Source organism: Psychromonas aquimarina ATCC BAA-1526 (assembly GCF_000428725.1).
Lineage (GTDB): Bacteria > Pseudomonadota > Gammaproteobacteria > Enterobacterales > Psychromonadaceae > Psychromonas > Psychromonas aquimarina.
The window spans coordinates 163,928-177,589 of the sequence record NZ_AUAM01000007.1; the positions used below are offsets into that span (position 1 = coordinate 163,928).

The 13,662-nt window shown below is 46.5% G+C and carries 10 protein-coding genes; all 10 read right to left on the reverse strand.

The features are described 5' to 3' along the window. Nucleotide 1: 1 nt before the first annotated feature. The 10 genes from G337_RS0100735 to G337_RS0100780 all read right to left on the reverse strand — a co-directional run bounded on the left by G337_RS0100735 (nt 2) and on the right by G337_RS0100780 (nt 13,661). Nucleotides 2–733: a substrate-binding periplasmic protein gene (locus G337_RS0100735; protein WP_051302873.1), complete on the reverse strand. Its 732-nt coding sequence runs from the start codon at nt 731–733 to the stop codon at nt 2–4. Then, the gene (locus G337_RS0100740; RefSeq protein WP_028862166.1) at nt 730–1,884 is read right to left on the reverse strand and encodes an ABC transporter substrate-binding protein; all 1,155 of its coding nucleotides are present in this window, start codon (nt 1,882–1,884) and stop codon (nt 730–732) included. Before G337_RS0100740 ends, G337_RS0100735 begins: the two co-directional genes overlap by 4 nt. Next, nucleotides 1,881–4,094, reverse strand: a complete 2,214-nt coding sequence (locus G337_RS0100745; protein ID WP_028862167.1) for an MFS transporter — start codon at nt 4,092–4,094, stop codon at nt 1,881–1,883. The genes G337_RS0100740 and G337_RS0100745 overlap by 4 nt, the downstream gene beginning before the upstream one ends. Beyond that, nucleotides 4,091–5,254, reverse strand: a complete 1,164-nt coding sequence (locus G337_RS0100750) for a D-alanine--D-alanine ligase family protein (RefSeq protein WP_028862168.1) — start codon at nt 5,252–5,254, stop codon at nt 4,091–4,093. The genes G337_RS0100745 and G337_RS0100750 overlap by 4 nt, the downstream gene beginning before the upstream one ends. A gap of 81 nt (nt 5,255–5,335) precedes the next feature. Further along, on the reverse strand, nt 5,336–6,493 hold the full coding sequence (locus tag G337_RS0100755) for a hypothetical protein (protein WP_028862169.1): 1,158 nt from the start codon (nt 6,491–6,493) through the stop codon (nt 5,336–5,338). Between the two features lie 17 nt (nt 6,494–6,510). Beyond that, nucleotides 6,511–9,123 (reverse strand): type VI secretion system ATPase TssH, encoded by a 2,613-nt coding sequence (tssH, locus tag G337_RS0100760; RefSeq protein ID WP_028862170.1) that lies wholly within the window; start codon nt 9,121–9,123, stop codon nt 6,511–6,513. Nucleotides 9,124–9,132: 9 nt separating this feature from the next. Then, a complete protein-coding gene (locus G337_RS0100765; protein WP_028862171.1) occupies nt 9,133–10,113 on the reverse strand; it encodes a type VI secretion system baseplate subunit TssG in 981 nt (326 codons plus the stop codon). Then, a complete protein-coding gene (gene tssF, locus G337_RS0100770) occupies nt 10,095–11,876 on the reverse strand; it encodes a type VI secretion system baseplate subunit TssF (RefSeq protein WP_028862172.1) in 1,782 nt (593 codons plus the stop codon). The genes G337_RS0100765 and tssF overlap by 19 nt, the downstream gene beginning before the upstream one ends. Next, nucleotides 11,869–12,291 carry a type VI secretion system baseplate subunit TssE gene (tssE, locus tag G337_RS0100775; protein ID WP_028862173.1) on the reverse strand — a complete coding sequence of 141 codons (423 nt, stop codon included), beginning with the start codon at nt 12,289–12,291 and terminating at the stop codon, nt 11,869–11,871. Before tssE ends, tssF begins: the two co-directional genes overlap by 8 nt. Next, nucleotides 12,291–13,661 carry a type VI secretion system contractile sheath domain-containing protein gene (locus tag G337_RS0100780; RefSeq protein WP_028862174.1) on the reverse strand — a complete coding sequence of 457 codons (1,371 nt, stop codon included), beginning with the start codon at nt 13,659–13,661 and terminating at the stop codon, nt 12,291–12,293. Before G337_RS0100780 ends, tssE begins: the two co-directional genes overlap by 1 nt. Between the last annotated feature and the right edge of the window lies 1 nt (nt 13,662).

Consider the following 13,662-nt stretch of genomic DNA (forward strand, 5'->3'; position numbering starts at 1 on the left):
ATTACCTCTCCTCACATTGTGTAATGGCTTGATTAAATTCACTTAAAAAAAGCGGATACTGTTTAGTGAATTTCTTTGAAAAATAAGCCCCTAAGGGTTTCTCTTTTAATATCTGCCGGGTAATCGCCCGGTGACGGACCCCTAATGTTTTTATTGCATCTTCCATAACAAAGTCATTCGCCAGCACAGCCCTTACCTCACCGGTTAATAACAACTCAATTAATGTCGTTGAACGACGCGGCTTTTTCTCAACCCGATAACCCGCTTTATGCAGCCACAGCCATTTATTTGATCCGAAGATAGCTGTTACAGCCACTTTCTCTTTAAATATATCGCTTTGTGTATCAATGGAATCAGACAGAGTGTACCAGCTCCAGACTTGTTTCATCACCGGCGAAGAATAATCCGCATACTTATCACGCACCGCGTTTTGCGAAGCAAGAAAGAAAGCATGCTGCTCACCGATTTCAACGGAAATTTGTGCTTTATCCCAGTCGCTCATAGTAATCTGATAGGGCTGCTTTAATACTTTCATTATGCATTTCAGCTTTTCAATACCGGGTCCCTGCATTTTCCCGTCAGCAATATACTGATACGGGCGCCACTCCTGTGTGGCCAGTAATAAGCGCTCCGGACGAATTTCACTGTAAACGTTAAAACTGGTGGCGGCACTTAACAGAGCGGCCAGCATCAAGCGAAAGTAACTGTTTGTTAACAGCTGATTTGAACTCATTGTTGCTCCTGCATAGATTCTCCCTGAGAACGAATAACTGCACCGTGACTGCCGTAAACATCACTGGCCATTTCCATTAAAACAAAGGGTATTTTCTGATTTATACGCTGCGCCTGTGCAAAGCTGATCGCAATATCCGGCGGGGATATCTGCCCGACTGGTAAATCTCCGGGAGCAGTCCTGCCTGATAATATCTGTAATCCGTACAAACCGGCCTGATGGGCATTATTAACAAAGCTGACACCAAACGACATCAGAGCGCTGTCGGGACTGCTGTTAACAACATCCGGTACCGCTGAAAGCACCGCAAGATCCTTAGCATAGAAGTTAATTTCCTGCATTCGCGCTAATAAGCTTGAGCTTCCGGTCAGCCATAAAATGCTGCTGCTCAATGACGGATCATCTTCTTTTAACTCCTTTATGGCCCGGTTCATGGACACCTCTAAGGTAAGAGAGGGATCATCCTGATCAACAACAACAGCGGCGACTTTTATGCCCTGTTGTTCGGCAGTTTTTTTCAAAGGCAGGTACTGCGTCGCATAAGCACTCTGATTGCTTTTAGCATATAACACGCCTATTTGTTTAAGCGACGGTTTAAAGCGCTTCATGTACCTTAATGTGATCGGAGCCGGTAAATTCAATGAGGTAAACGCAAAGTTGTCGCCCGAGCCGTGATCATTTTCAATCAGCCCCAACAAAACCGGATCTTTGGCATTAACCGATACGACGGGAATTTTTCCTCCGCTATAAACTCCGCGCAGTGCAACCGTTGCTTTTGAACCTACGCTGTAAATCAAATCCACATTCAGCTCCGCCTTTTTAAGCATAGCGGTTAAGCGCTCAGAATTAACAGAGCCGGCCTCAACCGGCAGCAGCCGCACCACTATATGCGCCTGCGGCAGTTCCCGAGCATAGATTGCCAGCAGTGTTTTTAAAGCCGTATCATAGGACTTAGCCTTGCGGGAAACGACCATTAATATGGTCGGTGCTGACTTTACGGGCATAAATTCAACCCCTTCAGTGCTGGTTTTTATCTGCCAGTGACTGCCCTTCTGCGGCTTTAATTCATTACCAAGCCAGGCAGGCCACTGAGCGGCGCTAAGAATACTTGAACTGCACAGTAAAGAAAAGATAAGCAGTGCCCGGATCATGAGTAAACTTCCTTAAGCGGCTGTTTATCAAAAACAGTAAATAAAACAGAGGCACTAATAAAGAAAGCGGCCAGCACCAGCATCGCTTCCTGAGCATCGAACCACAACAGCAGATGAGCAACAATAATCGCGCCCGAGACATGACCAATCCTTTCCAGAAAACGATAGGTAGCGGCAACCACCGAATCGGAGTCGACATGATCAGCTGTATTAACAACAACATGTGTAACAACCGGTGCATTTATCAAACCGTGCGCGAATCCCAGCACCATCATAGAAAGGCCCATAAGCGTGATCGTCTGCCAGCTCTGCACCGCCAGCACAGAATACGCCAGCACTATTAACGCCAGCCCCGCCAGTAAATTACCGAGACTTAGCGCTTTTTTGCTGCTGCCGAGTTTATCAACCCAGGGACCGGCTTTATGGCTTACTAATAATACAACAGCAGCATAGGACATCAGTACCTGGCCGATAATCTCTTTACTTATACCCCGCTCAGCCAGCAGCAGCGGCACTGCAAAAGCAACGATACCTGTCAGCGCCATTTTAGTGGGAATCCCCACCAGCAGCATGGTACGTATAAAAGCCGGAATTTTTATTAAACGCCATGAGTCAGCAGCCATCTCAGTGACATGCCTGCTCAGTGCATCAATGCGTTTTTTTGCGCCCTGCATTGACGGTAATGCAAAACTAAGCAGGCTCATCAGTAGACCGATAACAGCTGCTAAGGCAAAGGTTCCCTGATCCCCAAGATAGTCTGCCAATAGTGCACCGATAGCCACTCCGGCAATAAAACCGGCATTAAAACAGAAAACGATAATCCCGGCGGCCTGGGTTTTATTCGACTGATCGCTGAAACGCAGTATATAGCCCTGCACAGTGATAAATATCAGCGCCTGTCCCATACCGGATATCAGCCGGGCAAATAATATACTGGTTAATCCCCAGTCAAAAATCAGCACAGCACAGCCGAGACTCGACAATAAAATACCGCAGATCAGTACGCGCCGGATATCATAAACTTCAATCAGGCGTGATGCCGGTAGCAGAGATAATGCAAAACTAAGAAAATAAATACTGAAAAAAATTGATGAAGCACCCGCGCCTAACCCGACCGACTGCGCGGCTGAACTCATAAATTGCGGCATAATAGGCGCCATTAATGACTCCATCAGAACCGCCCCGAGAAATAACGGTTTAATGCGCTCTAAGACCAGATCATTATGATGACGTTTTGTCTCTCCACTAAGTAAACGGATAAATGCAAAACACACCAGTCCGCAGGCAAAAAACAGTACCGCAAAGTTTTTTAAAGTACGCAGTAACTGTGCTAAAACAATTTCAGCTTTGTATGACAGCAGTACTTCACCCGATAAAGAGGTCGCAATAGAATAGTCCAGCATACCAGTCTCTGAAAGTCCCTCAGCCAGAGCACTTTCCTGGCGGCTGGCGGCCACAAGACGGCTGTCTTTAAAAACGGCAATTTCAGCTAAGTCAGGGTTAGTCTGGCGAAAATTATCCAGCATCACCTCAATACCGAAAACACAATCGGGATCAACATGATGGAGCAGAATCGGTGCCAGACGCTGACTGACCACATCTGCCAGCGACAGCGCCTTACTCTGCAGGCCGTCTCGATAGAGGCTTCCAACCAGAATCATAACACTGACCGACATAGCTAAAAAAACAGCGGTAAAACAGCTCAGGTATACACTTCGCCGCGTACTTTTAAGTACGCAGGCAATAAATACCGCTAATAATATAACAATTAGCCATAGCGCCGGCTGAAAACGCTCGCTGACCATGGTTTCTACCAGCTGATCGCTTAATACCAGCTGCAGTGTGCCGACTTGAGTAAATTTATTATTTAAAGGAATGGAAATACTGCTGTCGAATTCAGATGCCTGCCCGAAAAGATATATCTGCTTATCGGCAGAAAGTAAACGCAGCCCGGTAACCGAAGGATCAGAATCAACTATCGGCTGCAGTACCTGATTTAATCCGGCAATATCATCGAGGTGTACACCAGAGTTCAATATCTGCTCTATACCCAGGCGCGCGGCTTCTGTCTGCGCCATCACTGTATCGGTGCTCAGCTGACTATAGCTTTTAAGTGCCTGACCATACCCCACCACAAATACCAGCAGCAGCGAAAAGGTCACCACTGAAATCCCCAGGATAAGTCTGATTCTGTCCTTCACGCCTCTCATTTAATCTCTTCTGCGGCTAAACTATAAAATTCATCGTTAAAACAATGTGCAACCGTTTCACTGCGGTACTTATGCAGATAACTGAGGCGGTTAAACAGCAGTGACTGAATCAGATCATTGTAACTCATGCCTTCAGTCTCAAGATCATAACAGACAATACTTAATTCACTGCCCTGCGGACGTTTAAGATCCGGTTTCGGATTAGCCTCAAGTACAAAAAGATTACCGCAGGCGTCCATTCTTAAATCAACCCGTACCAGAGTCTGCAGCCCCAGCTGAGTGAAAATTTTACAACCGATATCAACTAATTCCCTGCGTAAAGCGGGATCCTGTACTTTAAGTAAACGTTCACCGGTAATCGGTTTTACATCCATTGAAGTGAATATATCCTCCCCCTGTGAAAAGGCTCTTTCAAGAATAGAAAATGAAAACGGCTGTTCCAGCTCAGTTAATGCACCATTTTTAAAAACAGTTGCTCCCGCCATAGCAACAACAAATTCACGCCCGGATAAATAAGGTTCAACCATAACAGTGTTATTAGTGGCGGCTTTTACTTTTTCCACCACCCCGGCTAACTGCGAGCGCTGAAATACCGGATATACATGAATGGATGCACGTCCCGAAACAGGTTTAACAATAAATCCGCTGCCGAACTGCGACTCGATTTCATCAAGTATTGAGCACTTAGGCGCATCGTGAACACTTTCCTCATTTCCGATGGTAATAAAAGGCGCCGTAGGGATCCCGGCGGCATGAATTTTATGTTTAAACAGATGCTTGTTATCTAAAATACCAGCTGTCATTGGAGAATGTCCGACATAAGGCACCCCGAGCATTTCCAGCATAGAAGGCAGATGACACATAGGATCAAATCCCTGCAGGCCGCCGCTGTTAATAATAACCAGATCAATGCCAAGCTCTTTTAAAGTTAAAGGCAGATAAATATCTTCAGGCAGAACCTCGACATGTTCAAAACCAGACTCCTGCAGCGACAGTGCAATATCACAGGCTACAGACTGATAGGTTTTGGTTGAACGGGGACTCAGGTTTTTATATATATAACTTTGCGGCTGCGTTTTTTCACCGCCGTGCACCACCGCAATTTTAAGTGTCTTTCTGATCCACTGCAGCTGTTTCCCTGTAAATTCCTGACTCTTCACTCTTTTATCCTAATAATAATACTAATAATCTGTCTGCTCAGACTCGGCAGGTGTTTATATGCCGAGCTGCAGAACTTTGTGTCAGATAAGATTGAGCTTATCGACAATAACTAACCATCCGGCGGGTTCGCGCATCAGTTTATCCGCGCGGAAGTGTTCGCCGCCTACTTTCAGCTTGTGCCCTCTTATATTAATCAGAACTCTCTCTTTTTCTATTTTTGCAATCTGAGTAAAAAGCTCCCTAACCATATCCAGAGCAGGAGTCTCAGCAGCATATTCATTTGCCGCCTGCTCACCGAATAGACCGGCAATACCGTAATCATCATCCATCTCATAAAAAGCCCGGTAATGAAGTATTTTAGCGGCCTTCTCGATATCAGCTTCCATATTCGACAACCGGAAAGCCAGGGTTTGCCCGTGAATAAAACCGGCGGCGGCAGTAGCACTGCTGGTAATCACATTTCCCGGAATACAGTCAGCCGCTAATGCGGCAGACTGGGATTCTATTTTCAGCTTTTTACAGTCAATAATTAACTTGCACAGCTTATATTCAACTGCCAGCCCTTTGCTTTTATACTGCTTAAGCATCTCCTTCAGCCTGACTAGGTGCGCAATTGTTTTAGCATCAGAGCGCCCGTGACGGGCAGCCCCCAAAGTATTTACATGGGTAGCGCTGCTCAGCACGCCGCCGCTGAAAGAGACGGCATCACCGGCAATCTTCTTAACCATCCTCTTCTTAAAGTATGCGGCTGTTTTGGTATTCTCATATAACGCGGCATCGATCGGTGTCAGCAGAGGATTAACCGGCAGCTCTTTAGGTTTTCTTTTACCGGCCCATTCAACAATATTAACAACAGCATCATGCCCTAACTTCAGCGCACCGATAATATTACCGCTGGTAAATTCAAGACCGCCGCCGGCAGTATACATTCCGCCGCCGGAAGCTAAACTGCTCAGATCCTTGGTGGCATCAACTACATCTCCAACATAACCGGCTATATCACTGCGCATATCCATGCTTACCTGGCCAAGCAGCTTAGCATCATCTAAAGCCTGCTGTTTTGTATAACCCCGCTGTTTAGGAAGCTTCTTCTGACGAGCTTTTAACTTTGCTCTACCGGCACTGCTTTTAGGTGTGTATATGCCCTGAGTGCCCACACCTGCAATACCGGCATTTGCTAATATGCTGCTTCTATCTCTTGCTTTTTCCAAGTCGTAACTTTTTTTTCGACCAAACATTTTTTTAAACCTTTATACTAATTGATGCTTATTTCAAGCTCACCTGCTGTCAATCCTATTGACACAGCTGCTATTTTTTCTCCGCTGCTTAAACGGACAATACACTGTGTCGCAAGCTTCGGCATTAAGGTACGGTTAATAATCTGCTCAATCGCTCGAGCACCGGTTTCAGGAGAGTGATTCTGCTGAATCAGGTATTCAATTAAATCATCACTGTAGGTAAAGGCAGCCTGATAATGCTTAGATACGCGTTTCTCTATTCGAGTTAAAGATAAGCGTGCAATTTCAGCCATCTCTTCATTATTAAGCGGGAAATAAGGCACAACTGTGGTACGGCCGATAAACGCTGGTTTAAAATACTGCTGCAGCGCCGGGAAAATTGTTTTAGTAAGCTCTGGTATAGCTGGACGCTCTTCACTGCAGGCATCAACAACAGCACTGTCAGCCGCATTAGAGGTCATAATAATAATAGTGTTTCTAAAGTCAATATCCCGCCCTTCACTGTCTGAAATCGAACCTTTATCAAAAATCTGATAGAAAAGATCATGTACACCGGGATGAGCTTTCTCCATTTCATCAAGTAATAAAACCGAATATGGATTTTTACGCACCGCTTCGGTTAATACTCCGCCTTTGCCGTAACCGACATAACCGGCAGGTGAGCCCAGCAGCATAGATATTTTATGCTCTTCCTTAAACTCAGTCATATTGATAGTGGTAATATTTTTCTCACCACCGTAAAGAAGATCAGTCAGTGCCAGCGCAGTTTCAGTTTTACCTACCCCGCTTGGCCCGCACATCAGAAAAACACCAATAGGTTTGCGCGGATCCGTTAAACCGGCTCGAGACATACGAATCGCCTGGGATATTTCATTAATCGGGGATGCCTGCCCGATCACCCGCTTACCGATCAGCTCTTCTAAGGTTAATAAACGCTCAACTTCGTCCTTGACCATATTACCGACTGGTATTCCGGTCCACAGAGAAATAACTTCCGCAATAGTCTGCCTGTCAACCTGCGGTATTACTAAAGGAGACTCCCCCTGCAGATCATGCAGCAGAGTCAGCTTTTCAGCCAGTGATTTCTGCTCATCACAGCCGCTCACATCCTCTCCGGCAAAGAACTTCTCATCGAGATCATCCTGTAATACGGTAATGTCCGCGACCAGTGTTTTTTCAGCCTCCCAGCGCTCTTCCAGAAGCTTATACTCACCTTCTAGAAGATGCAGTTTCTGACGCACTACAACCAGTTTCTCTGCGCCGTTAGCCAGCCTTGCATCTTCCCGCTCAACTGCTGTTATCTCGCTTTTTGCATAACGGATCTGTTCAGCTAAACCGTCAAGTTTCTGCGGCAGTGCGCTTTGACTTAACCCGATTCTTGAACAAGCCGTATCTAATAAACTAATCGCTTTATCGGGTAACTGACGCTCAGGTAAAAAGCGTACCGACAGCTGTACGGCAGATTCAATCGCTTCTTCCAGCACTTTTACGCGGTGATGCTTTTCCAGCCCGCGGCTGACACCGCGGAGCATCTGCACTGCATCTTCTTCATTCGGCTCAGCGACAGAAACCAGCTGGAAACGTCGAGTAAGCGCTGCATCTGTTTCAAAATACTGTTTATATTCAGCCCATGTGGTAGCGGCTATGGTACGGAATTCACCGCGTGCTAATGCCGGTTTTAAGATATTGGCGGCATCATTCTGTCCGGCGGCCCCGCCGGCACCAATCAATGTATGTGCTTCATCAATAAACACAATAATCGGCACTGCGGACTGTTTCACTTCTGTTAACACGTCTTTTAAACGGTTTTCAAACTCGCCTTTAATACTTGCACCAGCCTGCAGTAATGAAAGATCTAAGGTGCGCAGTTCAACATTAGCTAGTGAAGGCGGCACATTGCCGTCAACAATCTGCTGCGCTAAACCTTCTACAATCGCAGTTTTACCTACTCCAGGCTCACCGACTAAAATCGGGCTGTTCTGGCGGCGGCGGCATAAAATATCAATGGATTTGCGGATTTCAGGATTACGCCCGGAAATAGGGTCAAGCTCGCCGTCACGGGCTGCCTGGGTTAAATTGTTGGTGTATTTATCTAATGCAGCAGTACCCGCATCACCAGCCGGCGCACTGTGACCGCTGACAGCAGCCGCTGTCTGAGTTAATGTCGGCGACTGACTGTTTGCTTGTGCTTTTAACGACTCGATGGACAGTTCATTTAACCAGGGGATCAAGTCTCCACTATATCCGCCCTGCGTTAAACGCTGCTTTAATACCAGCAGAATATGATAACCGTTAATTTCAGCAGTACTGTGATTCACCGATGCCAGCAGCCAGGCGTCTTTAATCAGTTCGACCAGAGCCGGAGATAATGACGGAGAACTGTCATTTCCACGCGATAAACCGCTTAGGTGGCGGGATAACTGATCCACAATCTTATCTCGTCCGATATTACCCTGCTGTAATAACTCATTCCAGCCGCAGCCGCTTTCGTTTAATAACTGATTAAACCAGTGTTCCTGCTCGATAGTAAAATGTGTACGCGCCATACAGTCACCGGCGGCCGCCTCAAGAGCAGTTTTTAATGGTGATGCAAGTCGTTTAATCAGGCTTTGTAATTCAACGTTTATCATGCTTTTTCCCTATTTTTTTAACGGCATTACCACGTATTCTGAGCTTATCTGCCGCGGTGCAAGCCAGGTAGACTGAGCCAGACGAATGCTGGTTTTACTGTTTGTGGTGAGTTGTAATCCGGGCAGGTATTTACCAGCCACCTTGATTTTTAGTTTGAGCTTAATATCGACACCGATGTAATGGCGGATTAACGAATCAAGCGCATTGAACAGCTGCTTATCATTTCTAATTTGATTAAACTGCCGGTAATTGTTCGGTTTGACCAGTACATCCAGACGCTGAAAAGCAGTTACTGCACTTTTTCCAACTAAAGCACCGAATCCCAGCTGATTATTCTGCCCGTTTTTGCCCAGTTTAGTGAGGCTGCAGGGCAGCAGAGGCAGATAATCAACATCGCCGTACTGTACTTCAAAGTCATATTCAAAATAATCCGCCAGCAGCTCCTGCAGTGCATGCGGGCAGGAAAGTTTTAACCCCAGCAGTCCGGAATACTGAATCAGATGCGCAGCAGGCAGGCTGTGGTTATTACCCAGACCGCCGTATAAATTAGCTAACATAGTCGTTAATGACTGATCGTGAGACTTCCAGCTGAAATGCTCTTCTTCCGCCTGCGCAGATAAATTATTTTTTAATTCACTTTGACAGTGCAGCCGGTAATAGCGGCTGTTAAAACCATTGAAGAAATCAACCAGTGCATAATTACCCTGTTCAAAAAGTTCTTTCAATGATTCGCTGTAATTATAACGGGGCATCACTCCCTGACTGCCGGATAAAGCCGGCATATCACAGGTAAACTTCCATTTAGCAGCGCTCGGGTGCTGTACTTCGGTAATATCGGCCTGCTGATAAGCGGGCAGTAAATTTGCTGAAAATGACACTTCAGGCCTTTGCCCGAGACTGGCCGCATCATGCTTAACAAGCTGCATAGCGCAATGCAGTTCAAATGCCCCCGGGTCGTTAACAAGCTGATTTAGAGCATATTTCGGCACCCGGACCTCCTTGGAAAGACTTTATATTCGCCTTCAGTACCGGCAGTCAAAATCACCACCTGAGTAAAACTGTTAAAGCCGGCAAAATAAGCAAAAAAACGATCCAGCAGACGCCCTAACAATTCAACCCCGCCGCCTAACTCTTTACTATTAATGGTTATGCTTAGACGCGTTCCATAAGCAAAACAGCTTTTCCCTGAAATACGCACAGGTGCTACAACCTGTTCCTGCTCGAGTCCCCGGATTGAATTTATATAAGCGTTGTTCTGCGCACTGTCGTTATGATTGTATAAAGTAAGCATCGCTTTTAATGCTGATACCGGATCATCCGAGCCGAGTAAAGCATGATAATTAAAATGCAGATGTGCCAGCAGCGGCCAGGCATTCTGCTCCGATGCTGTAATTCTCACCTGACTGCTCGGACGGCGTAATAACTTTAAATCTGCCGGCAGCGAAATAGAATCACGACAGCTGACTTCGCTGGAAACCGACAGCTGACTTGCTAACGCACCATTGGAGCAGGTCGCAGAAATCAGCCAGGTACGAACATCACTGGCGGCACTGCTGTGATCCAGATCGGCGACACGCAGACTGCTTTGTAAACAGGTATCAGTCTGCCACTCCTGCAGCAGCTGCCACCTCTGTCCGATTTCCGCACCACGGTATTTCTCACCATACAATGGAGGCACAATACGGCTCTGCTGCTCAGTAACATCGGTCACCTGCTCAACGGCAAATAACTGCAGCTGCTGGCGGCCGCCCGCATCAAGCACTATCGGATACTTAGGCTGGCCGAAATTGATCGACAAGGGCTCAGTAGTTAAGCTGTGTAAATTAACAATAGGCGTACAGAAAAGATGGAAATTGTCGGCTCCCAGACTGCGCGACAAATCAACGGCCATCTCATCAAGAAAAATATGAATCTTGATTGTATTAGTCTGCGCATAACGTAATGACTGACCAAAATCTAACAAAACAGACTGAAAACGTTCTGCAAACATAAAGAATTCAGTGAGCAGTTTAAAGCCGCCGAAACTGCGTGAGCTGTAGGGAAGCACCTGATCCTGACCGCCAAAACCAACTGGACTTAGTGCATCAGCGCCGAGTTCAAGGCGCTGTTCGCCATACTGAATACAAACCTGTTTTATACCGGAAAAGAGGTGATCATAAAGCCTCAATACCGACTGCGTTTCACCACGAATAAACAGTTCCAGTGAGGACAAGTCGAGATCTGCAAACATAATACCCGGATCCGTTGTCTGCAGCTCAATCTCCAGCAGCGCAGTGGCATGCTCTGCACCTTTAGGTTTATCTACATCAAAAGGGGCCGTTGCCACCTGTGCCGCACTGAGACTAACCGGATACAAAACTACATCCTGACAGGTACGAAAAACAGTATCTTCAACCTCGCTGTCAGAAATGCCTAAATGCGTGCCTTTAGGAATAAAGTGTCTGGCACTGACATCCTCTAACGGGTTCATTTTCAAAATACTATATGAGGGGATCGGGCGCAGGTAATGCGGAAACAACAGGCGCAATAAGCTGTCAGTCAGCTGCGGAAATGAATCGTCGAGCTTCTGCTGCAGGCGGGCATTAAGCAGTGCCACACTGTCAATTAAACGTGATATCTGCGGATCATCAATACTGTCATCACTAATACCCAGTGATTTCGCAGAGCCGGGGTGACGGCGGCAGAAATCACCGGCTTCCTGGCGGATAAAAGCCAGCTCCTGTTCAAAATAGCTTAATAATGATTCAGACAAGATTGGTTTTCCTTACGTCTAAGCTGCTGGTCGTAAAATCAAGGCTGGAGTCAAAAACGACCAGCTCTTCGCCAAATTTACTACTGATAATACCCTCAATGCGAAACTTCAGTTTATTGCTGTCAGCCGTGTTTTCATCCAGCTCAACCAGCACCTCTTTTAAACGCGGTTCAAAGCGGATAATTAAATTTTTTACTTCATGCAGGATCCGGTCAGCGCTGCTTTTCCCCTGACTTAACTGCTGATTCGCCATACCGAATGCAGTGATAGAATTTTCTGCCAGCGGACTTATCTGCATGCCCTGCCAGACCGGAGCCCGGGCCGACAACAGAGCTGAAAGGTTTTCGATTATCGCATCACGAACACTGTCGATATCACCGTTCCACTGCTCTTTAAGTTTAGCCAGCAGACTCATTATGCTTCTCCCAGTTCACTTGCAGAAACATCGCTGCTCAGAGTGATATGCGTATCTAGCATCTCATACTGATACTGCGGCTGCAGTTTGATACGGCAGTGATAACGAGTTGCATCATTATGATCTTCAATAAAAGTCACTTCCGCATGTTTAAGGGGATAACGCGCCATAATGGTTTCATCACCATAATCAACGTTACTGATATAATTCTGCAGCCATTTATCCAGATCCCGCTGACAGCTGGCGGCACTGTCAAAGCTGCCCACCCGGTCGCGCATCTGCGCTTTAATATAGTGTCCAAAACGGCAGGCCATTAAATTGGTCTGCAGCATAGCGCTGGTTTTAGCCGTTTCATCAGCAGGTTTCCACACCGACTGATTGCTGAATAAACCAAGCTGACCGCTTAAATAAATACTCGATACGGGCACAAACCCCTGATCCGCCCAGAAGCCGTCACTTTCACAAAAAATATCAATACGCGCGCGCAGCGGTGAACAGATACTGTCTTTGACATCAATCAGCGCGCCGTAAGAGCCGCTTGTATCATGCGCTCTTAGGAAACCAAACCAGCTGATACGGTCAAACTCGCGGATCACGTTGGCAGCCAGCAGGTAAGCCGAGTTACCCCACAATACGCTGTGGTTACTGTTTTTCTCATTAAAAACGAAACCGGCAGAATAATTCTGACGCGGCTCTCGAATACGGTACTCAGGTAATACCAGATGTAAAAAACGGCTGGCACTGCGGCTGCGCAGCAGCTGCCAGCTCTGCAGATCCAAACTGTTTAAAATTCGTTTGATACGGCTATGGTCATGCATCAGCCTGGCCGGATCATCACCAAAAAAGTCATTCGCAACACCAAGCACTACAGGGCATAATGAACGCTCACCTAATTCAGCCAGCAGCTGCAGTGTATACAGATCATCAAAATCAGCATCCGCATCTAAATCGGACTGAATATGATGATCCGCAACCAGCAGTCCGAAAGGCTGACCGCCAGCAGTATCTAATTCATTCGCATAGGTTTTTTTAAATAATGCACTGCGGTTGACTGCAAATGACTGGTTAAGATCCGTTGACAGCATCTTCCAGCTGAAATCAAGCAGCTTAACTTTAATTCGCCGGTTAGAAACCGGCAGCTGCACTAAACTGTGCACTCCTGACCAGCTGGCTTCGAGTTTCTTAAACTGAGGGGCTTCAATAACAGCAGACAGCTGCTCACTCATCAGCTGATCCAGCTGCGTAATAATACGGCACAGCTGTACTTTGAAACGAGATGAATCCTGCTCCTGCGCGTGCTCTAACAGCATTCGCCACTGCCCTGAATCAATTAAGACATTGGCGAATGATGTTGGACTCTTTACTGCCATA